Annotated in this window: 20 protein-coding genes; all 20 read right to left on the reverse strand. The window is 33.4% G+C overall.

What is annotated here, in order from left to right; genetic code table 11:
• Window positions 1-1035 carry a GNAT family N-acetyltransferase gene (locus BMX49_RS13290; protein WP_034719329.1) on the reverse strand — a complete coding sequence of 345 codons (1035 nt, stop codon included), beginning with the start codon at window positions 1033-1035 and terminating at the stop codon, window positions 1-3.
• Between the two features lie 109 nt (window positions 1036-1144).
• Window positions 1145-2260, reverse strand: a complete 1116-nt coding sequence (locus BMX49_RS13295) for a glycosyltransferase family 1 protein (protein ID WP_034719328.1) — start codon at window positions 2258-2260, stop codon at window positions 1145-1147.
• Entirely contained in the window at window positions 2257-3375 is a 1119-nt protein-coding gene (locus BMX49_RS13300) for a sugar-transfer associated ATP-grasp domain-containing protein (protein ID WP_034719325.1), read from the reverse strand. Before BMX49_RS13300 ends, BMX49_RS13295 begins: the two co-directional genes overlap by 4 nt.
• Window positions 3372-4256, reverse strand: coding sequence for a glycosyltransferase family 2 protein (locus tag BMX49_RS13305; RefSeq protein ID WP_034719323.1), 885 nt, complete (start codon window positions 4254-4256; stop codon window positions 3372-3374). The genes BMX49_RS13300 and BMX49_RS13305 overlap by 4 nt, the downstream gene beginning before the upstream one ends.
• Complete coding sequence (locus tag BMX49_RS13310; protein ID WP_034719321.1) at window positions 4253-5344, reverse strand: EpsG family protein; 1092 nt, start codon at window positions 5342-5344, stop codon at window positions 4253-4255. The genes BMX49_RS13305 and BMX49_RS13310 overlap by 4 nt, the downstream gene beginning before the upstream one ends.
• Before the next feature lie 63 nt (window positions 5345-5407).
• Entirely contained in the window at window positions 5408-6523 is a 1116-nt protein-coding gene (locus tag BMX49_RS13315) for a glycosyltransferase family 4 protein (RefSeq protein ID WP_034719319.1), read from the reverse strand.
• A complete protein-coding gene (locus BMX49_RS13320) occupies window positions 6520-7605 on the reverse strand; it encodes a glycosyltransferase family 4 protein (RefSeq protein ID WP_034719316.1) in 1086 nt (361 codons plus the stop codon). Before BMX49_RS13320 ends, BMX49_RS13315 begins: the two co-directional genes overlap by 4 nt.
• 140 nt (window positions 7606-7745) lie before the next feature.
• Window positions 7746-8657 carry an acyltransferase family protein gene (locus BMX49_RS13325; RefSeq protein WP_034719313.1) on the reverse strand — a complete coding sequence of 304 codons (912 nt, stop codon included), beginning with the start codon at window positions 8655-8657 and terminating at the stop codon, window positions 7746-7748.
• Between the two features lie 36 nt (window positions 8658-8693).
• The gene (locus tag BMX49_RS13330) at window positions 8694-10565 is read right to left on the reverse strand and encodes an acyltransferase family protein (RefSeq protein ID WP_051803723.1); all 1872 of its coding nucleotides are present in this window, start codon (window positions 10563-10565) and stop codon (window positions 8694-8696) included.
• A 77-nt stretch (window positions 10566-10642) separates the two neighbouring features.
• The gene (locus tag BMX49_RS13335) at window positions 10643-11719 is read right to left on the reverse strand and encodes an acyltransferase family protein (protein WP_034719311.1); all 1077 of its coding nucleotides are present in this window, start codon (window positions 11717-11719) and stop codon (window positions 10643-10645) included.
• Complete coding sequence (locus tag BMX49_RS13340) at window positions 11719-12693, reverse strand: glycosyltransferase family 2 protein (RefSeq protein ID WP_034719308.1); 975 nt, start codon at window positions 12691-12693, stop codon at window positions 11719-11721. The genes BMX49_RS13335 and BMX49_RS13340 overlap by 1 nt, the downstream gene beginning before the upstream one ends.
• A 59-nt stretch (window positions 12694-12752) precedes the next feature.
• Window positions 12753-13712: a glycosyltransferase gene (locus BMX49_RS13345; protein WP_034719305.1), complete on the reverse strand. Its 960-nt coding sequence runs from the start codon at window positions 13710-13712 to the stop codon at window positions 12753-12755.
• A gap of 6 nt (window positions 13713-13718) precedes the next feature.
• The gene (locus BMX49_RS13350; RefSeq protein ID WP_034719304.1) at window positions 13719-15206 is read right to left on the reverse strand and encodes an O-antigen translocase; all 1488 of its coding nucleotides are present in this window, start codon (window positions 15204-15206) and stop codon (window positions 13719-13721) included.
• A 7-nt stretch (window positions 15207-15213) separates the two neighbouring features.
• Window positions 15214-16314, reverse strand: a complete 1101-nt coding sequence (locus tag BMX49_RS13355; protein ID WP_034719301.1) for a DegT/DnrJ/EryC1/StrS family aminotransferase — start codon at window positions 16312-16314, stop codon at window positions 15214-15216.
• Window positions 16311-16775: an acyltransferase gene (locus BMX49_RS13360; RefSeq protein ID WP_034719299.1), complete on the reverse strand. Its 465-nt coding sequence runs from the start codon at window positions 16773-16775 to the stop codon at window positions 16311-16313. The genes BMX49_RS13355 and BMX49_RS13360 overlap by 4 nt, the downstream gene beginning before the upstream one ends.
• A complete protein-coding gene (locus tag BMX49_RS13365) occupies window positions 16768-17187 on the reverse strand; it encodes a sugar 3,4-ketoisomerase (protein WP_034719297.1) in 420 nt (139 codons plus the stop codon). The genes BMX49_RS13360 and BMX49_RS13365 overlap by 8 nt, the downstream gene beginning before the upstream one ends.
• Window positions 17177-17578: a sugar 3,4-ketoisomerase gene (locus BMX49_RS13370; protein ID WP_034721247.1), complete on the reverse strand. Its 402-nt coding sequence runs from the start codon at window positions 17576-17578 to the stop codon at window positions 17177-17179. The genes BMX49_RS13365 and BMX49_RS13370 overlap by 11 nt, the downstream gene beginning before the upstream one ends.
• 10 nt (window positions 17579-17588) lie before the next feature.
• Window positions 17589-18605, reverse strand: a complete 1017-nt coding sequence (locus tag BMX49_RS13375; protein WP_034719295.1) for an NAD-dependent epimerase/dehydratase family protein — start codon at window positions 18603-18605, stop codon at window positions 17589-17591.
• Between the two features lie 73 nt (window positions 18606-18678).
• Window positions 18679-19845, reverse strand: a complete 1167-nt coding sequence (locus BMX49_RS13380; RefSeq protein ID WP_034719293.1) for a nucleotide sugar dehydrogenase — start codon at window positions 19843-19845, stop codon at window positions 18679-18681.
• Between the two features lie 7 nt (window positions 19846-19852).
• Window positions 19853-21133 carry a nucleotide sugar dehydrogenase gene (locus BMX49_RS13385; RefSeq protein ID WP_034719290.1) on the reverse strand — a complete coding sequence of 427 codons (1281 nt, stop codon included), beginning with the start codon at window positions 21131-21133 and terminating at the stop codon, window positions 19853-19855.
• Window positions 21134-21928: the final 795 nt, after the last annotated feature.

A 21928-nucleotide genomic window follows, 5' to 3' on the forward strand; every position in this document is an offset into this window, starting at 1 on the left:
TTATACGGTATCTGAATCTGAATAACTTAAATACCAGTTTTTTCTATCATTAATCATGTGGGCTAAGGATTCATCAAAAGCACGCACGCCAAAATGCAACTCTATTGGTTTGAATTTTTCGGGCATTGTAAAGAACCCTCGTTTACTAAATATTTTATAGTTAGGAGAATGTTCCAGACACCAAACCAATATACAATCTGCGCCAGATTTTCGGATTATATTTAATGCATTTTTTAACAAAAATGAGGCCGCATCCTCGAATTCTAATTGATACACTAACTCCATAATATAGGCTACTTTACCACCGTGTTTCTCTTTGATACAGTAAACGATATACCCTATGTATTTATTACCAGAATAAATATGATCAATCATATAATCTTCTGATGGTTTATTCAAATAACGCCAATCTAAATAAGCTTTATCCCTATGAACTGCAACCTTAATATCTTTTGAAAAATTATTCCAAATCTCATCAACAGCTGCTGGGAAAACTTTTTCATTTTTGATAATATAATTTTTACCCAAACCGTAACTTCTGGATAGACTGATATTAGGCAACCACGATAACATTTTGATTTTATCGGTAAAGTACTTTGTTTTAAGTGGTTTTATTAAAAACGGTACCGGATCTAATACCTGCCATGATAACTTTTTCACAAATCCATGAATAGAACTACCATTAGGAAACCCGTAGACTAATTTCAAACCATCACTATGTGCTTTTTGATAAACATCTGCAGCTAATTTTACAAAAAGCCCTTTACCTCTGTAATCTACATCTGTCATCGTATCTAAAGATTGGCAAGCCAAAACTTTTTTACGATCTATTTGAAAATGTACAGGAAAGACTGCATAGACCGCAGCTACTTTTTCAGTCTCTTTATCAATAGCAATATCAACCAACTGTTTTTTTGAGGGAGTTTCTAAAAACTGCCAAATAATTTTCTCTATAGATTTGGAAGAACCGTTTGCATCAAAACATGATTTGAATAGAGGAGCAGTTTCTTTTGATATATTAAAAATATTATACATGATTTTTAATTTTAAAATTTAATAATAATTTTTCTTGAACGATCTAAATTGACCATCCATTTTTACACTCGTATAAACATAGGAAATCGACATCATCCTTTTAGTAAAATTATGAATTAAGAAGATTAAGATAAAACTCTTCCAGTTTGCAGGCATTTTCTTTTATATCGTAACCTTTTACTTTGATTTTCTCGATATTATCCTTCCGGTCATAAGGAATTGAAAATAAAATACGCGCAGCCCAATATTCTGCAGTTTTGGTGAGCGGTAAAAACTCTAAATCATTTGTCAACAATACTTCATTGGGAATTGTATCAGAAGCAAAAATTTTCAACCCACTTGCTTGCGCTTCAATTAGCGAGATTCCTAAACCTTCATTATGTGAAGGGAATAGAAATACATCCATCACTTGATACATATTATACACATCTGAGCGAAGGCCTGTAAAAATAACAGCATTTTCAATACCAAGAGCTTTAATTCCTTCTTTGACATTTAAGTTATTCTTATAGTCGCCAACCAATAACAGTTTTGCGTCTACTCTTTTTTTTAGTATTTCACTAAATACTTTAAGAATAAAAGGATAATTTTTAGGTTTTGAGAAATTACCAACATGCCCAATTACAAGAGAGTTGTAAATATTTAAACTTGATTTTTGTTGTTCAGCATTTTTCTGATCGTAGCTAAACAGCGAAGTGTCAATTGCATTATTTACAACAGCGAAATCTTTATTTTTGCCAAACAACCATTCACCTGCTTTTGTACTACAAGCAAATCGATGTGTTGTTGGAGAATTAATTATTTGTCTTAGACAATAAATTAAAGGAACGCGGTATAATTTATGATCCCAAATAGAATCATGAGTTTCATGCGAATGCGCTATGCGAGCGGGGATGTTATTTCTTTTTGCAGATTTCAAAATTAAATAACTCCATACCGATATGTGTGAATGTACAATTTTATATTCCTTATGAGTGACAAAGAAATTATTCAATTGCTTTCGGTAAGCAAAGAGCTTAGAAATCGATAATGGCATTATCTTAAAAACTCTACCACCTAACAATAATATTTCATCGTCAAAAAAACCTTTTTCTTCTCGTTGAACTAAGAAATCAAATTGAATTTTACTACGATCAATATTACGATAGATAGTCATTAACATATTTTCTATACCACCTGCACCCATCTGGGTAACTACATGTAAAATTCTAATGGGATCTTTCATTTTAATAAATTTAAAATAGAAGTTATATGATTTCCAAATAGACTTTTTCCAGTTGTTATTTGATTAAACCACGCAGATTGACCTAAATAATTAGCTTCAATTAAAAGAGGTTCATAATCATGATTAATCGTAAAATCCCACGAGATTATTCTAGTATTTGGAGTAAATTCGTGTAATCTTTTTGCAGCCGTAATTACTTTATCAAGGCCGGTTATTTTAAAGTTTTCAAAAATGACATTGGTATCCGGATGTTTTAACATTATTGTCTTCGTATTGGTATAACCTAACTGATACGCTTTTTTCATTAAACAACCATTATCTGTATCGACTCCTACCGTAATCCCACCCGCATGAATATTATCTAAAAAACTTCCACCACAACCAATTCTCAGACTTATTGGCGCTAATTGAACACTATCATTAGCAATAAAGGTAATCACTCTGAAGGTATTGATTGATGTTGGATAAAGTTCATTTAATTCACCTGATTGTTCTATCTTTTTTTGAATAATAAAGTTTTTGTTCTCATCACTAAAAAAATCTAAAATATTGAAATTTTGATTAACATCAAGGCCTTCTTCATCTAAATTTGCTAAAATGATGCCCTTACCCGAATTACCACCTACCGTCGGTTTAATTACAACAACTTGCTGTTTTTGTAATAACTGCTTTGCATCTTCCTGATTGATTATATGTCTATCTGCATTATAAAGAATACCTTCAGAGTTAAGTATAACCGTCTCCGGTAGAAGTGCGCAAGACCTATGTTTATATAAGATATCTAAAAGAGCCTTGTCGCTGAATATTTTGGAGTAGTTATAAGAATTTAATTTTGATTCAATTTTAGTTGCAAATAAAAAATCAGATATATATTCTATGTTAAATTGATCATTAAACGCCTCATAAAATTTATTTCCTTTATTAGTTATTTTTTTATAGTTTGAAATCCAAAAAGTATCGAATGTCGATTGTTGTTCTTTTGTCCACTTTATAGTACTTATAAACTTCTCCTTACCTCTCATTACATAGTGCTCTGCTACCCAAGTTTTAAAATAATGATTATCAGCTGGAAAATTTTCTAGGAATTGTATATATTTTCGATATAATTTTTTCATTTTATTTTTCTTTTGATGTAAAGATTAAGAAGAACAGCAAAAGGGAATGTCAGAAGATTTTGATACACTTTTGATCCTTTTAAAAGTAAAGAATAATCACTTAAAAATATAGCTGAAGAGCCAAGATGAGTAGATTGGATTAAATTCTTAAAAAGACTTGGCGTATATTTCTTTCCAATCATTCTTGCGTAAGCAAAACCTCGTGGCGACTGTCTATATTGTCTAAAAATAGTATTTGAAGAACCCTCTGCTTGATATTCAACAATACAATAAATTTCGTTGCTGTAAATAAAATCATAATCTTGGCCGATCATCATATACAAAATTCCGAGTGGAACTAATTTCTCTCCTTTATACTCCGGGTAGGAAGGATACTGTCGCACTACGTCAGTTCTAATGATCATTTTTTTATCTCCCGTAACCCCATGTTTGAAATACAAATCTGTTATAGAACCTTGCTGTACATTATCAGGAAGGCCTGACCCAATCAATTTGCCGTTTTCTTCAGCATCTAAACCAACTATACCAGCAATTTTCGTTTTGTCTTCTATATTTTCCCATTTTTTCAATATCAATTCTACCGCATTAGCTGGCATATAATCGTCAGAATCTACACACACATTTAATTCGGTGTCTATTTTTTCATAGGCTAAGTTATGACCGGTGTGCATCCCTCCATTTTCTTTATAGAAATATCGAATATCGATGGAAGCTTCTTGCTGCCAGCTTTTAATCAAATTTTCGGTATCGTCCGATGATCCATCGTCGACGATTAACCAACAAAAGTCCTCTGAGGTTTGACGACATAAACTTGCATATAACCGAGGTAATAAATGTGCACGGTTATAGGTTGGAGTAAATATTGTAAGTTTTTTAATCATTTAATAACATTCATAAAATAAGTAAACATAAAATAAGCAAACAGGATAATTCCGAAGACTTTATATTGGTTCTTCCAAATTTTATAACGAAACATTGGATAGGCAATAACTGGTGCGATTAAAAACCAGGATAAATAGGCAAAACGATTGCTGAAAGCAGCCGTAATAACGAGAATCCAAAAAGCGTTCGCTATACAATACACGCCAAAAAGATGGATATAAAAAGAATCGGTAATTCTCTTTTTAAAAATAAAATAATAACCAAAGAATACTCCTGAAGCGCTGTACAATAAGAAATCCCAGCGGAAACCTGTTTGTGAGAACTGCTCGAGATTCCCTTCTGTATTGGTAAGATAACCTGCGGTACGATCTTCAAACCCTAATCCCCCAAAAAAACTTGCCCAGAAACTACCGCCAACCAATGATAAAGGAATTGCGGCTAACCAGATGTACACATAAACTTTAGGATTTTTATAAATTCCTGACAATATAAAAGCTACAATTGGGATAAAAACTGAGGCATGCATAAAATAACCAGCCAAAAACCAAAAATACATCCAATATTTTTTGTCATACACAGCAAGTCCCATGATGAAGAAAGAAGTACCTAAACCATTTCGTAAGCCGTTGGTTCCTGCTGACCAAAACGAATAGGAACCGATGAACATAAACAGAGCAAAGAACCAATACCGACCAAAATATTTACGTGAAAATAATAAATAGGGTATCGTGTATAAAACACTAAGAAATAGAAAATAAACAGGACGGTTCATAAAACTACTACACCACTTGGTTAGATAGTTGAACATGTAATCTTTTTTAATTTGCACCGTTGCCCCCTCTTGCATTCCTTTGAATAACTTTGCATAACTGGAAGAATCACCAAAATAAATCCCGCTTGGTTGTCGTAATCCCATATATATTATTAAAACAAATACTACAGCATAACCTAAAATATTGAAAAGTTGAATACTTTCGTTATCTTTCATGTCAAAATGGTAGGCATGAAATAAGATCAACAAAGCAACCATCAACAGCACATGGTAATGAATAGCAGTATAATATTGTAAAGGAATCCAGTCGAACAATTAAATAGATGTTAGATGTTAGATGTTAGATGTTATAAATATAATATTTACGTTTTTATAGAATCAAGAAAGCAGTGATTTAAACAAATCTTTCCATTGATGCATTACTTTTTCAAGACTGAAACGCTGAACATTTTCAAGGCCTTTTGTGCCCATTTGTTGGCGTAGATTTTCATTTTGCATCAGCTCTTTTAATCTAGCTGCAAAAATAGGTATATTTTTATCAGGGATGAGAATAGAATCTTCACCGTTCGTTAGAATATTTCGAGGGCCATTTGGGCAATCGTAGGAAATGACAGGTAACCCAACGGAAAATGCTTCTAAAAGAACCATGGGAAAACATTCTGTTTCGGAAGTCATGGCGTAAATACTATAATTGGTCATGGTTTCAGTTAGATTATCGACACTTCCTTTAAATTGAACTACAGCTTGCAATTGGAGTTTTTTTACCAATTCCTCCAGTTTTTTTTGAGTATCTAAATAATCCTGCCCATAAAAATGTAATTGCCAATCGGGAAAGTCTTTATTGACCAATGACCAGACTTCAATTAACTGATCAAATGCTTTTACTGGCGAAATACGGCCGGCAGCGATCACCTGTTTCTGTGTTAAATCTGCCCTTAACAATGATAATTCTGTGGGGTTTGGAATAACGACAGTATTATTTGTGTGTACGTAAGATTTCTCATCATTATTAAGAACTACAATACAATCGTATAATCCATCGATATAATCATTAAAAGTGAATTTTAAACGCTTAACGAACGACGCATCTTTTCTCTGTTGGGTCTCAAAAAAGCGTGATCCGTGTCGCTCTTTAAGCACCTTTGCCTTATTTTTAATGAATGGCAGCCAGTAGTGATCAAAATTATAATTGGGAGAAATAATAAAATCAGGATTTAGCTCTTTGAATAATTTTCTTTGTCTTATAAAATGCTGTTTTGCTTTGCCAAGATTTTCCTGCGAGAAATACGATTTGGCGCGGTTATAATTAATACCCAAATCGATCAAAATTATTTTTTGATCTAAAGGATAACAAGGAGGATTGCCAAGTTGTTCGGTCGTAACAATAAAGATTTTAACATCATTTTGGTTGGCCAAATAATTGGCTTTTGTTGCCATCACCTTTTCAATCCCACCGTGAAGAAAAATTTGATCGGTATTGAATACTATTTTCATGCAGTTATTTCTTTAAATAATTGATCCCATTGCGAAACGATAACAGCAGGTGCAAATCTTCGGACATTTACTTTTGCTTTTTTTCCCATTGTCTTTCGCAACTCTTCCCTTTCAATTAATTGATTAATATGATTAGCTAAAGCATCAATTTCACCCTTTTCCACTAATAGACCATCTTCATTGTTTTCGATAATATCGGATGGACCATAATTACAATCAAAAGATATACATGGTACCCCGCAAGCCATCGCTTCAATCAACACCATCCCAAATCCCTCAAAACGAGACGACATCACATAAATGGAACTATTTAGATATTTTTCCAAAATATTTATTTCTGGCGGAAAGTGATAAACGTTTATTCTTTTGAGATCTTCAGTATTCAAAAAGTTTTCGTTAGAAGTCCCATACAATTCCAACTTCCAATCTGGATGTTTATTCCAGACAAGATTCCAAGCCTTCACTAGTACATCCTGTCCTTTTTGATAAGAAATCTTTCCAACACAAATTACTGTTTTCTGCGTAAGCGATGAAGATTCGGTTGGGTAGAAAGATAAAGGATTGGGGATCACTTCTAAATTAGTTAGAGACTTCCATTCGTTTATATTGCCTTCGGTTAAGACAATGAATCTTGAAAAATCTTGTCCAAGTTTTTCCATTAAAAACCACTTACCTCTAGTTAATAGACTTTTAATTAAACCTTGTCCTATTCTAGCCGCAATCAATTTCGACACGTGACGCTCATAAATCCATTTTGCAGTGGTCCGAATCAATCTTGGCAGGAAAAAACCTTTTAAACCATCATCACAAACTAAAATAATATCGGGTTGAATTTGATTTACAATCTTTTGAATTCCATTTTTATATTGTGAGAAATACTGTACAGGGTTCCCGAAAACTGGAAAAGAATGTAGACTTACATTTGTTGAAAAGGTGTAAAAAGATTCTTTATCCATTTCATTTAAAGTCAAAATATTGACTTCATAATCAAAATCGTCAGCAAGCAATGAAGCTTTTACGGATAAGACCCTTTCGAGGCCGCCGGGACCCGTTATTCCGTTGGTAATGTAGAGGAGTTTCATAGATTGAGGTGTAGGAATTTTATTTTATATAGGAATACACTTTATTATAAATAGCATTGATTATGTAAGAAGCTACTATACACAAAAAGACCAACCAAACAAATATTAAAATGGGATATTGAGGTGCATAAATAAGGTCTTTAAAAGTAAATCAAATATAAGAACATATGGACAAGCCATAAATTGGTTGCGTGGGGTGTAAAGAAATCCAAACTATTGTCGACTCGTTGACCAAACTTCAGTTGAAGAAAAAGAAAAATAAATCCGACAGCAGTGAGAGGAGCAATGATAAGGTTAGGCATCAGGCCGTGGAACACAATGAGCAAAATAATTCCGAAAAGTACTATTGCGTTTTTATATTTAACAATAGCAAAAAGGCTTGTTACTTTTTTATGCCAGTTATATTTTAAAGCAAAAGCACCTACCATAAATTGAAACAGGGTACAAAAGTATAAGGCACTTTGCGAATGCAACCAATGTGAATACACATTTTCAAACAGGTTGGATTTATAAACCCTAAAGTAGAAACCGACCAAATACAAGATTAATAATCCAACAAAATATAAATAGGGGTTCGCTCGATCGAGTAATTTAAACCAAAATTTAGAGGTAAAAACAAATAATATATAAGTAGTAAAAAACCACCATGCACCATTGTAAGAAGTTTGTAAACCGGTTAGGTTTAATACAAACTTTTGCCAAGTGCCAGGATAGCCATCTTTGTTTAGTAACCAACCTAAGAAAACCGCGAATAGCAAGAGAATTATCCAATATCTGACATACAATTTTTTCGTTCGTTCGGTATTTTTCTCAAGATAAGTCTCTTTATTATTAGAATAGCTAAAATATAAACCATATCCACTTACAAAGGCAAAAATGGGAACACAGACATCTGAAAATAAAGAAATATAATAGGATAACGGTTGATTTCCAATAAATAATAAAGGTTGAAATAAGCCATGGTAATTTTGATTGAATAGATGCAGACAGAGCATCATTAGGATAGCTATTGATTTGAGTTGATTGGATTTCTGGAGGGTAATTGGGATCAAAATATTTTGATAATTTGGTAATATTCGTACTTTGTTTTACTTTCTTATTTTTTCAATAATTCGCTCTAATACAATTTTATCTAATACTTGGTCAGCACCATATGACGAGAAATGATTACTATCGAACATATATGGCATCTCTTTATTTTGATCAAAATGGATAAGGTTGGATGAGCGATAAATATCAATGTAGTTCTCTGCAGGAACTATCTTTTTTAGAAAGATATTCATTTCTAAACCTTTTTCATTTACAAATTCATTTTCATTTCTACCTAAATTTTTAAGCATTACAATTCGTGGATAGTCCAAAGTATAGTATTCCGTTTGGCCAATAATTAAATATTTTATCTTATTACGATTCAAAAAGGCAGTCGTTTGTAGAAGCTGTTGTTTTATTTCATCTAAAGTGTAATTTAGATTAGCATTGTCTTTCATCAACCAATGAGCTGATATAATAACTAAATCAATTTTCTTACTATTTAGAGGTAAGAACTTTCCGTAAATATAGTTCATCAGTAGCTGTGAGTCTTTCTTACCTCTGGTCTCTATTAATGGGAAAGCATAGCCTGCACTTGCTTCCATAATATTATATTGCTTTAAATGCCGCAGACTTGCAGAAAATTGTGCTGCATGGCTATCTCCAAGCAATAGAACATTTGGCTTATTTGCATTAATTTCTAAACAATTGCTAAAATCGTACTCTTTCAATTCCTGATTATTGGTAATAAAACAATTGCAAGGATTGAACTGCGCATCTTTAGAATTTTTGATATACTCGCCCTTAAAATTACCAATCTCGTAGTTTTTATTATTATATAACGATATCTTTTGTGTTAGAAAATTAGATGGATATTTATAAAGAACTGCACATGTTGCTAATATAGCAACCATAGAAATTGAAATATATTTTAGTGTGGCAATTCTTTTATTATTTTCTACAAATCGGTACGATATAAACGCAGAAAAAACTGATAGTAAGATTAAAATAACTACGTATTTGCCAGAAGCATATCCGAAATTATTTAGCAAGACATACCATACCCAATGCCATAGATAAAGTGAATAGGAGATGTTTCCCAAAAAATTAATGAATTTATTTTGGAAGATTTTAAGATCTGCATTTAATGTTAAGATAGCTACCGTTGCCAATACAGGTATTAATGTGTACCAAGAAGGCCACAATACTTTCTCTGAAATTAAATATACAGCACCTATCAAAATTACGATGGAACCAGCTACTAGATTATTTTTTACCGTTTTTGTTAAATTGATTTTTGAACTCGCTAAATAGGCACAGCCACCTACACTTAGTTCCCAGAAGCGTGTTGGTAACATATAAAAAGTAAAATTATTATCGCTTTTATACAAATACAACATCAAACACAATGAAAATAAGGTAACGCTGACTATTATACTTGAAAACAATTGTCTGCGTGTTTTAAAATAATTTTTCAGTAACAGTAGCAAAAGAGGATACAATAGGTAGAACTGCCATTCGACTCCCAAAGTCCAAGTGTGCAGTAAAATATTATCCCCAGAAGTAAAATAGTTAACATACTTCCAGAAATAAATATTCGAGACAAATACACTTGCTAAAGCACTATATTTAGCATTAAGCGCAATGTCAGGTTGTAAGAGCACAACCATAGATGCCAATAACACAAACCATAATAAGAACTGCAGTGCGGGTATAATTCGTAAAACTCTTTTTTTATAAAATTCCAGCACGGAAAAAGAATCAGTTTCAAATTTTCGTAAAACGATTTGCGTCATCAGAAAACCTGAAATTACGAAAAACACATCAACTCCAAGAAACCCACCTGTAAAAAATGGGATCTTAAAATGAAAGAACATCACTGCGATAACAGAGAATGCTCTTAGAAAACTAATGTCGTATCTGAATTTCATAATTATTTATTGCAGCAATGGCATCGTGTATATGAAAATTGATTTAAATTGAGTAGTATTTCGTAGAGCTCTCTGCATTATCGAAACATAATTTTTTTTAATATCGTACTAATTGGCTTTTCTAAAAATTTATATGAAAATATACCAAATAAGAAGAATAATCCAATTAAGACAACACCAATAATCCAGTTATAGTTACCCAAAATCCATGAAAATTTATTTATCACTAAAACGCCAATGTGCCCATGTATAAGATAAACAGAATAAGAGACTACACCTAATTTACTAATGAATGTATTTCCTAAAAATCTGATTTTATTTGGCTTGTAAATAAATAGCATAAGTAATGAGTATATAAAGACCAAAAAAAGAATATTTTGCACAGTATTTTGAATTAATATTATTTGTAAAACAAATACAATTGTAAAGTAAATATAATATCTTAACAATTTTTTGTGATATAGATTATATAGTATTATTCCTAATAGAAACCAATTAGAATAGGCTACCAAATTCAACAATTTAATTATATTTTTTCCTGCTACAAATAATGACTCACCAATGATAGGACTTATTATATCTCCGCCTAATTTTGAAGTAAATAAGAAGTAAATTAACGTCAACAGTAGAGAAACTATCGAAAAGTTTTGTAGTAATTTATTCTTATTACAGAAATACACTATTCCGATTACAATATAAAAGTTTATTTCTACCCAAAGTGACCAGTAAGCGCCATCTATATAGTTATATTTAGTTTGAAATATATTATTAATTAATTCTGGACTTATGAAAGTGTTTGATAGTAAGAGATTAGAAAAAGAATGAGATTTCGCGAAAAGTAAATTACTATCAAAAGTTCTCATTATTGCAAAAGTGATAATTGAACAGACAAGCATGGCCGGAATCAGTCGTAAAAATCGCTTTTTTAAAAATTCAACAAAATTAGAACACTTGGTTAAAGTTAACGAAATGACAAATCCAGAAATTATAAAGAAGAATTCAACACCTAGTTTTCCAAAAGAAAACAAATTTGTGAAGCCAAAATTGTACAGATATTTGTCATCTTGAAAAAAAGTATAAAAATGAAAGAGAAGTACTACTATAATAGCAATTACTCGAAAGCCATCTAAGATTGTTATTCTTTTATTATCCATTATTTTCGTAAAGTATCAATTATCTTTTTAGTCAGTATCGGAAAATGATTAAGTCCGATTTTTACCGCTTGTAGTTTTGTTGATGGCTTAAATTGCACTGGATAAAAACCATTTTTATTTAAATATGTTACGATAACTTTTAAATCTTTAGAAGAATACTTAAAAAAGACAAGATGATTAAAGATAATCTGGTGTAAAGACTGCTGTTTATCTTGAATAGCTTTTGCTAAATCTGCATTATCATTCCGAATATTATTTTTAAATTGTTCTAATGATTTATTTACAGTTACGATTGATTCAAAATAGCGGAATCGTTTCTTAAAATTGGTAACATTTGTAAAAGAGTTTGGATGCTGAACATAATTATACCCAATAATATCAATATACTTCACCGTAGAAGAATAATAAATAATCCTTGGAAAAATTTCTGAATCCTGCATATTAATCGAGGGCATAAAAAGCAAGTTGTTTTCAATGAAAATTGACTTTTTAAATATATATTGCCACGTGTAACTATTTGCTTTAAATTTTTGGTAATATACTGTTGCAGGATACACCTCGGTATTCTTATCACTTGGATATGCGATGCTTGAAACTATACCGTCTTTGTTTGTAACATTATAGTTCATACACAAAATATCAAAATCATTGGTGTGCAATTCTTTTATTAACAAAGGTAATTTATTTGTGTCTATAAAATCATCGCCATCGATCATCCAAACATAGTCTCCTTTTGCTGCTGCAATTCCTGTGTTACGTGCAGCTCCTAAACCTTCGTTTGTCTTGTTAATGAGATGAAGATTGGGTATTTCTGAAACCAATTGTTCAACTAGAGTTTGGGTGATATCAGTAGAACCGTCATTCACTACAATGATTTCATAGTTAGAAGCTACTGCTTCATCGTAACAGGATTCAATGCATTTCTTTATATACAATTCTACATTGTAAGCGGCGATTAGGATGGATAAACGCATTCTGTTATTTTATATAATTTTAATAAAAAGTAGTGTTTTATAATTTAAGAGATATTCTTTTATTTTACTAAAAATATACCAGCAGACAACTTTGGATATGTAGTTAAAAGTATTCTAAGTTTCATCATTAACTTTTTCGCACCTTTTAACGTATAGTATTGTTGTGCAAGACGGTAAAATTTCATGCTCGATAAACATACTTTTTTAATTTTTCTCTTACTTTTTTTATCTACTAATTTGGAATAATTGGTATCTTTAATTACTTGTGAGAATATTGAGTGTGCATTTTTACATTTAAATAATCTAAACTCAGTTTCATTTGTTATTGAAGAGGTCACACCATTCCCAACTCTATAAAGTACAGTTGGAATATTTAAATATAATATCTCACCTAAAATCTTTGCTCGTATGGCAAGGTTTCTATCCTCTATATTGTTAATTTCTAAAGATGGGAATTCGTTAAATACCTCACGACTGTACGCAAACGTGCATCCTGCTCCACCCATTAAGAATCGGATGAAATAACTCAATTCATTCGTGTCTAAAGAGCTGAGACTTTCATCAAAATCTTGGATTGGAATAGAATCTTTAATAGAATTTAAATTCTCAAATTTAATGAATTTGGTAGTTATTAGTTTTGGTTTTCTTTCATAATGATTCCATGCTTCATAAATAACTTTCACTCTGTTTTTAAGCGCTATATCATCTCCGGCTCCTACAATGATAAGTTCTCCTTTAGAAATATTTTTGACCACATGTTCAACATGTTTAACAAGCCCTAAATTCTTTTCATTTCTATTAAGAATAATTTTATGATTAGCTAGTAATTTATGTGTTGCTACATAATTTTCTATGACTTTAAAAGAGTTATCTGTTGAGCAATCGTCCGAAATAATTATCTCTAAATTAGGATATTCTTGCAGATAAACTCCATCTAAACTTTCTGTAATTAAATCTTGTTGGTTGTAAACAAAAATAATTAACGATAATAACGGATACTTTTTTTCACTACTTGTCAAAACTTCTTATTTTTTAAATTTGGTTTTTAAACTCACTAAAACGGATTGAACATCCATTCTTTTATCCAATTCGTTGAAAGAATACCAAGTTGAGATTACTATCAAAATCGCGCCCACTCCATATGCCCAATATATTGTCAAAAATTGCATACTCAGATAACACATCATAGCAAGAATCACTTGAACACTAAATATTCTTATAAAACCTATGTCAAATGAAAATTCAAACTTCACTTTTGCTACCCAATATACTTGGATAAAATAAAGCAGATAACCCACTAAAAAGGACAAACCTAATCCGGTTAATCCTAACAAATAATACCCTAAAAGATTTAATCCTAATAAATAGATGTTCGCAATCAATTCGTTCCAAAAAAAGAGTTGACTTTTTCCTTTCGCCAAAAATATAAATCCGATGGACCAACTTCCAGCTTTGAAAAGCATTCCCAAAGCCGCCCAGTAAAGCATATCTGTGACAGGTAAAAACTGTTTGGAGTACAACAATATTACTACCCAATTGATAAAAACCAAAAAGACAATTATAATGGGTGCGATAATAAGCAAGGAGATTTCAGCTTGTTGATTAATGACTCCTTTACTGTCTGAATTGCTATTTGAGACCGCAGATAGTCTGGGATAATAATCGGCGGCCATAGCTGTGAAAATCATTCCGACATAAGAATTGATAATCGCAAATCCTGCTGTGTAAAGTCCTACTTGCTCGATGCCACCTTGATTGCTAATGAACACACGTACAATGTAGGACGCACCAACGGTTATTAATCCGCTCAAACTAATCATAAAACCCATTTTAAGCATTCCTTTGCCTTCGGTAAGAGTTTCCGATTTGGAAACGAATATGGGTTTGATATTCAATTTTCTAGCAAAATACCATGTAAGTACTAATGAGGTGATTGCGGAAATAATAATAGCTGGGACAATACCTTTTATTCCATAAATGTAGTATAATGGAATCGTAGTAAATAGACCAATTACACTTCCTATCATGCTTGATTTAGCCATGTAGCCAATCTTTCGCATACCACGTAACATTACGCCTTGTCCCGAACTAATTTGATTTAGTAAGAGTGTAACAGAAATCCAAATGAAAGCAAACGTATATTTTCGGTTTCCAAAAGTAAGTTCACTTAACCACGGAGATAAGGCAGCGGTTAAAATGGCACCGACTAATCCCGTGACCCAAACCCAGCGTTTGAAAACGGTTGAAACGGTACGTAAACGTTCTTCATCTCCAGAATTATGTGCTTCGGCTATGTCTTTTACTGCACTTGTAGAAAGGCCAAAATTAGTTAAAGCAGCTATAAAACCGATGGTTGTTGTTAATAAACCAGCAATTCCCATACCCAAAGGACCTAATAAAACCGCAATGAATTTGGAGCGAATAATTCCAATTATTATTAGAAAAACCTGCGCTCCGCCAAAAATAGAAGTGGCTTTCATTACTTGCCTATAAGATGACTGCTGTTCTTTCATCTACTATTTATAATGAATTTATAGCTTTTACAATTGCAGTTATATCATATTCGTCCATAACCGGGCTTATCGGCAAGCTTAACACTTCGCGATGAATTTCTTCTGTAATAGGAAAATTTAGGTGATTGTAATATTTATAAGCTTTCTGTTTATGTGGAGGAATAGGATAATGAATTAAAGTCTGTACGCCATTTTCTAAAAGATATTTTTGAAGTTCATCTCTTTTTTCTGTTCTGATTACGAAGAGATGCCAAACATGATTTTCTGATTGCTCAGGAAATTTTGGCAAGATGATTTTAGGGTTAGTGATTTCTGAACTATACTTCTCTGCGATTTGCCGTCTTTTGTCATTATCCGCATCAATATATTTTAATTTTACAGCCAATACCGCGCCTTGTATTTCATCTAAACGGCTATTTAATCCTTGATACTTATTGATATATTTTTCTTCTGAACCATAATTGGCTAAGGTTCTAATTGTTTTTGCTAAAAGGGCATCTTTACAAGTTACCGCACCGCCATCTCCTAAGGCTCCTAAGTTTTTACCGGGATAAAAACTAAATCCAGCGGCATCACCAAGATTTCCAGATCTGATACCGTTCCATTCTGCACCGATGGACTGGGCATTATCTTCGATAATTTTCAGATTGTATTTTTTCGCCAAAGCTTCAAGATCTTTAGACCAGCAAATCTGCCCATATAGATGAACCACCATAATAGCTTTGGTTTTTGATGTAATCAAGGCTTCCAATTTAGAAATATCCAAATTGTAATTTCCGATTTCAGGCTCAGCAAAAACGGGTTTTAAGCGATTATCAGTGATGGCTAAAATTGAAGCGATATAGGTATTGGCAGGAACAATTACTTCATCTCCTACTTTTAACTGACCCAACTCTAAGTAAGCTTTGAAAATTAATCGAAGTGCATCCAAACCATTAGCAACTCCGATTGCATTAGGAGAGCCAATATAATTGGCTAGATTGCTTTCAAAATTTTTCACTTCACTACCCAGAAGATACCAACCACTGCGGAAGACTTCAAGTAGTTTCTCTTCAATTTCCTGCTGATGGGCTATATTAATTTTCTGTAAATCTAAAAACTTAATCATTTTTCTATATTTCTAATTTTGCGGGCAGGATTACCCACCCATAATTCATTTGAAGGCACGTCTTTAGTCACAACACTTCCTGCTCCGACAAGCGCATTTTCACCAATTGTTAGTCCACCTAAAATGGTTGCGTTAGCGCCAATACTTGCGCCTTTTTTAATAATTGTTTGTTGAAATTCATCAGGATATTGTTTTGAACGAGGATATCGATCGTTGGTAAAGGTAACATTAGGACCAATAAAAACATGGTCTTCAATTCGTAAACCATCCCAAATCTGCACGCCTGGTTTTACAGTTACGTTATCGCCAATAATGACGTCGTTTTCAATAAAAACCTGACAGTTAATATTGCAATTGCCACCAATCACTGCTTCTTTTAAGATAACGGTGTATTGCCAAACAAAAGTGTCTTTGCCAATATTTTGACTCTGGACATCGGACAAAGGATGAATCTTACTCATTGATATAATTTAAAAAATCATCATATTCTCTAATATAATCCGCTTCATTATAAGTATGAGAAGCTAACACCAAGCAAATTGCACCTGAAGAAAAGTTAACTTCCGAAGCCCACACGCCAGGTGGTATATGCAATCCCATATCTGGTCGGTTCAAAAAAATCTGACGCTTAAATTCACCATCATTCAAAGAAACTTCAAAACTGCCAGACGCGGCAATAAGAAACTGGTGGCATTCTTTATGGGCATGTGCGCCACGGCTTTCACCACCGGCAATATCGTATAAATAAAATACCCGCTTTACCTTAAAAGGAAATTGGGAATTATTTTCAATAACAGTGAGATTACCTTCACTGAAATTTATTTTGCCCAAATCTACGACGGAACATTCAAAAACGTTGGGTTTATTTTTCATTTCTAAGATTTTTAAATTCCTCAAAATCTCTGATATAATCATTACCGTCATAGCTTTTATCAGAAACAATCAATGCTAATGAGTTGGTAGAAAAATTTTCTAAAGTCCTCCACAACATCTTCGGGATATACAAACCGTAGTAAGAACGGTTTAAGGTAAATTTCTGTTCATTTTGGCCATCGTGCAGAACTACATCAAAACTTCCGGAGAGGGCAATAATAAATTCTTGCTGCTCTTTAAAAGCATGACTTCCTCTACGCTCGCCCCCAGGAACATCATAAATCCAGTACGTTCTAGCAATCTCGAAAGGAAGCTGATTGGGATGCTCAAAAAATGACAGATTTCCTCGTGGATCTATTATTTTAGGTAGATTTATTATTTTTGCTCGCATTTCAATATGTTTAATTGATTTTATAAAATTCCTTATACCAGGCAACAAATTCTCTTACACCAACTGTTATATTCGTATTCGGTAAATAGTTGTAATCCCTTTTTAATCCTTCCACATCAGCAAAAGTGTTTTCTACATCGCCTGGCTGCATAGGCATCATTATACGGTCTGCCTGTTTTCCTGTTACCGCTTCTATTTCTGTAATAAAGTCATTTAACTTTACTGGATTACCATTTCCTATATTATAGAGTTTATAAAAAGCATTATCCTTACTTCCTTCTTCAATGGTTTTTACAACTCCATTTACAATATCATGAATATAGGTAAAGTCCCGGGATAAGTTCCCCTCGTTAAATACTTTGATCGGCTTGTCATGTAAGATCGCATCTGTAAATAAAAACATGGCCATATCGGGTCGACCCCAAGGTCCATATACCGTGAAAAATCGTAAACCAATTGTTTCTATGCCGAATAAATGGCTGTAAGTATGCGCCATTAATTCATTGCTTTTTTTGGTGGCTGCATACATGCTGATTGGTTGGTCTACATTGTCACCAGTAGAGAAAGGCACTTTATCATTCAAGCCATAAACACTTGAACTACTGGCATATACTAGTTTTTTTACGTTGTAGTTTCTAGTGCATTCCAGTAAATTAACAAAACCGATAATATTGCTTTCTATATATTTCATTGGTTGCTCGATGCTGTAGCGAACTCCAGCTTGAGCGGCCAAATTGCAAACGACTTCAAAATCATGTGCTGCAAAAAGAAGGGGTAGGTTTTCCTGATCTTCTAAATTCATTTTGATGAATTCGAATTGCTGCCCATGAAGGGAACTTTCAATAACTTTATTATAAGAAATATCGTTCTTTGAGATTCCTAACTTGTTCAGTCGGGCAAACTTCAAATTGACGTCATAATAATCATTAATATTATCTAGTCCTATCACGGTATGTCCTAACGCAATTAATTTTTCACATAAGTGATACCCGATAAAACCTGCTGCACCTGTTACTAATATTTTCATTTTCTTTTTTATGACTTAACTTCCATTAAAACTCTTTCAAGTCTTATTTTCTATTGATAATGGGAAATAATTTTTAATCACTTCCAAATAAATCGCGCGTATATACTTTATCCTTGACCTCTTCTAAATCTGGGGTGGAGCGATTCGTAATAATGATGTCACATTCGCTTTTAAATAATTCCAGATCTTTTTCTACCCTCGACCCAAAGAACAGTTCTTCTTCTAAAACGGGTTCATAAACGACTACTTCTACCCCTTTGGCTTTCAGCCGTTTCATAATTCCCTGCATCGCTGAAGCTCTAAAATTATCTGAGCCCGACTTCATAATGAGTCGGTACACTCCTACTTTCTTCGGATTTTTCGCCAATATCGAATCGGCAATAAAATCTTTCCGGGTACGGTTCGCATCGACAATCGCCCGGATAATATTATTAGGAACGGTATCGTAATTTGCCAATAACTGCTTGGTATCTTTTGGCAAACAATAGCCGCCATAACCAAAAGAAGGGTTATTATAGTGTGAACCTATGCGAGGATCGAGACTTACCCCTTCAATAATTTGCTTACTATCCAATTCATGAATTTGAGCATAAGAATCTAATTCATTAAAATAAGCAACTCGCATGGCCAGATAGGTATTGGAGAAAAGCTTAATGGCTTCCGCTTCCGTAGTATTGGTAAATAAAGTTTCAATATCCTTCTTTATCGCTCCTTCTTTTAATAAGTCGGCAAATACTTCTGCACGTTCGCTTTGTTCGCCAATAATAATTCTGGAAGGATACAAATTGTCGTAAAGTGCTTTTCCCTCTCTTAAAAATTCTGGAGAGAAAATAATATTTTGAAAATTGAATTTCTTTTTCAATGACTCTGTAAATCCAACGGGCACAGTGGATTTAATCACCACCACTGCGTCGGGATTAATCTCCTTGACTGAAAGAACAACAGACTCTACGGTTTCGGTATTAAAATAATTGGTCGTTGGATCATAATCAGTCGGTGTGGCAACAATCACATAAGCTGCATTTCGAAAAGCATTTTGTTGATCAAGAGTCGCTCGAAAGTTTAATTCCTTATGTGCTAAGAAATCAATAATTTCTACATCCTCAATGGGAGATTTTTTTTGGTTAAGCATATTGACCTTTTCAGGTACAATATCCAAGGCAACCACCTCATTGTGTTGTGCCAATAATACTGCATTCGATAATCCGACATATCCAGTTCCAACAATTGCGATTTTCATATTTTAATTATAGTTTAGAATCACTATATTCAAGTATGCCTTTCACGTCGTAAACAATTGCTTGGTCGTTTTTAAGCGGCTCTAAATCCAACTCTAAAAACTCTTTATGCGCAACGCCTAAAACAATGGCGTCAAATTTATCGGTCGGGATCTCTGAAGTGCTTACAATACCATATTCACGATGTACTTCCGAGGTATTTGCCCAGGGATCATAAACCATTACATTCGTCCCATAATCTTCCAAAGCAGAAATCACATCTACAATTTTCGTATTGCGAACATCGGGGCAATTTTCTTTAAAAGTAATTCCCAGCATTAAGATCTTGGCATTATTAACCGCAATGTCTTTTTTAATCATGGTTTTAATCACTTGGGAAGCCACATATTGACCCATCGAATCATTGAGCCTACGCCCAGCCAATATAATTTCGGGATGGTAGCCATATTCCTGGGCTTTTTGAGCCAGATAGTAAGGATCTACGCCGATGCAGTGTCCACCCACCAAACCTGGCTTGAAAGGAAGAAAATTCCATTTCGTACCAGCTGCTTCTAAGACATCGTGGGTATCGATATCCATTAAGTTAAAGATCTTAGCCAGTTCATTCACAAAGGCAATATTGATATCTCGCTGCGAGTTTTCAATGACTTTCGCCGCTTCGGCTACTTTGATGGTTGGCGCTAAATGCGTTCCAGCCGTAATGACGGCTTTATAAATATCGTTCACCACGATTCCAATTTCAGGCGTTGAACCTGAGGTCACTTTTAGAATTTTTTCTACGGTATGTTCTTTATCTCCTGGATTAATTCGTTCGGGGGAATAACCGGCAAAGAAATCAACATTGAATTTTAAGCCTGAAACTTTTTCCACAACGGGAATACAATCTTCCTCAGTAGCTCCCGGATAAACGGTAGATTCGTAAATGACGATATCTCCTTTTTTCAATACTTTCCCAACCGTTTCACTCGCTTTAATTAAAGGAGTCAAAACAGGACGGTTGTTTTTGTCGACTGGTGTAGGTACGGTGATGATGTAGATATTTGAATCTGCAATGTCTTGAAGCTCATAAGAGCAGTACAGCCCTTTCTCCTCTCTGGTAGGATTGGTCGTAACGAGGGCAGATTTTAAGAGGTCATCTGATACTTCTAAGGTATCATCATGTCCGTTTGTTAATTCCTGAACCCGCGCTTGGTTGATATCAAAACCAACGACTGGAAATTGGGTCGCGAATAATCGTGCGAGTGGTAATCCCACATAACCTAATCCTAATACTGTAATTTTATGCTGCATACTATAAAGGCATAGAAGCCTGATTTAAAGGTCTATCTGAAAAGCATAATGATGATTTCTGTTTAGAGTCAGGATTTTATCTTCTGCTTTATTATCGATTTGCAAAAGTACTGAAACTTAATGGGATGGTTTTTATTATTTTGAGTTCTTTTTGGATGGGGGTTATTTTGTTCGGGTTTTAGAGGGGTTTGGGGTGGTTGGTTGGTTGGTTGGTTGAGCTTGAGGATGGTGATTGAGCCTGTCGAAATCACTTTTAGAAAATATTTTCTTTATTCTTTTACTTTTTGTCTTGACACAAAAAGTAACAAAAAGGTCAAGACTGGATCCTTTTGCTAAAAAATGATAATTTCTTCTGAGAAAATCCCCAAACTTGCGCGGAAATGTAGATTACGCTTCGATTATGGATTTTTGCCGCGCTTCAAACACTGGGGATTTTTAGGCGTTGCTAGTTGATAAATTTGGTTGGGAAGAAATAATCATTTTTTTTAACGCAAAAGACTCCTAAGTCATATAAATATATTTAATTATTTAGCTCACTTCAAAAAAAATCTGATTCACTCCCTCTAGGTTTGGGGAATATGAAGCAGATTTTTTTTTAACGCAAAATGCTCCTAAGTCAATAGGTACTTTCACTTTAATTTCCAAAGCGAGCTTGTCGTTGGTGATTGAAATTGATTATTGGCAGTGGAGATGGTGATTGAGCCTGTCGAAATCACGGTTGCATATAATATTCTTTTATTGTGTTTAAGTTCTTTTGCCTTGATGCAAAAGAACCAAAAAATCAAGACTGGATCA

It is taken from the genome of Kaistella antarctica (assembly GCF_900109615.1).
Classification (GTDB): Bacteria; Bacteroidota; Bacteroidia; order Flavobacteriales; family Weeksellaceae; genus Kaistella; species Kaistella antarctica.

Excerpts from the sequence above, each read along its gene's own strand:
- BMX49_RS13375 (WP_034719295.1), bottom strand. The coding sequence starts at position 18,605 with ATGAAAATATTAGTAACAGGTGCAGCAGGTTTTATCGGGTATCACTTA.
- BMX49_RS13355 (WP_034719301.1), bottom strand. The coding sequence starts at position 16,314 with ATGATTAAGTTTTTAGATTTACAGAAAATTAATATAGCCCATCAGCAG.
- BMX49_RS13335 (WP_034719311.1), bottom strand. The coding sequence starts at position 11,719 with ATGGATAATAAAAGAATAACAATCTTAGATGGCTTTCGAGTAATTGCT.
- BMX49_RS13330 (WP_051803723.1), bottom strand. The coding sequence starts at position 10,565 with ATGAAATTCAGATACGACATTAGTTTTCTAAGAGCATTCTCTGTTATC.
- BMX49_RS13295 (WP_034719328.1), bottom strand. The coding sequence starts at position 2,260 with ATGAAAGATCCCATTAGAATTTTACATGTAGTTACCCAGATGGGTGCA.
- BMX49_RS13380 (WP_034719293.1), bottom strand. The coding sequence starts at position 19,845 with ATGAAAATCGCAATTGTTGGAACTGGATATGTCGGATTATCGAATGCA.
- BMX49_RS13350 (WP_034719304.1), bottom strand. The coding sequence starts at position 15,206 with ATGAAAGAACAGCAGTCATCTTATAGGCAAGTAATGAAAGCCACTTCT.
- BMX49_RS13370 (WP_034721247.1), bottom strand. The coding sequence starts at position 17,578 with ATGCGAGCAAAAATAATAAATCTACCTAAAATAATAGATCCACGAGGA.
- BMX49_RS13360 (WP_034719299.1), bottom strand. The coding sequence starts at position 16,775 with ATGAGTAAGATTCATCCTTTGTCCGATGTCCAGAGTCAAAATATTGGC.
- BMX49_RS13305 (WP_034719323.1), bottom strand. The coding sequence starts at position 4,256 with ATGATTAAAAAACTTACAATATTTACTCCAACCTATAACCGTGCACAT.
- BMX49_RS13290 (WP_034719329.1), bottom strand. The coding sequence starts at position 1,035 with ATGTATAATATTTTTAATATATCAAAAGAAACTGCTCCTCTATTCAAA.
- BMX49_RS13320 (WP_034719316.1), bottom strand. The coding sequence starts at position 7,605 with ATGAAACTCCTCTACATTACCAACGGAATAACGGGTCCCGGCGGCCTC.
- BMX49_RS13385 (WP_034719290.1), bottom strand. The coding sequence starts at position 21,133 with ATGCAGCATAAAATTACAGTATTAGGATTAGGTTATGTGGGATTACCA.
- BMX49_RS13340 (WP_034719308.1), bottom strand. The coding sequence starts at position 12,693 with ATGCGTTTATCCATCCTAATCGCCGCTTACAATGTAGAATTGTATATA.
- BMX49_RS13300 (WP_034719325.1), bottom strand. The coding sequence starts at position 3,375 with ATGAAAAAATTATATCGAAAATATATACAATTCCTAGAAAATTTTCCA.
- BMX49_RS13315 (WP_034719319.1), bottom strand. The coding sequence starts at position 6,523 with ATGAAAATAGTATTCAATACCGATCAAATTTTTCTTCACGGTGGGATT.
- BMX49_RS13365 (WP_034719297.1), bottom strand. The coding sequence starts at position 17,187 with ATGAAAAATAAACCCAACGTTTTTGAATGTTCCGTCGTAGATTTGGGC.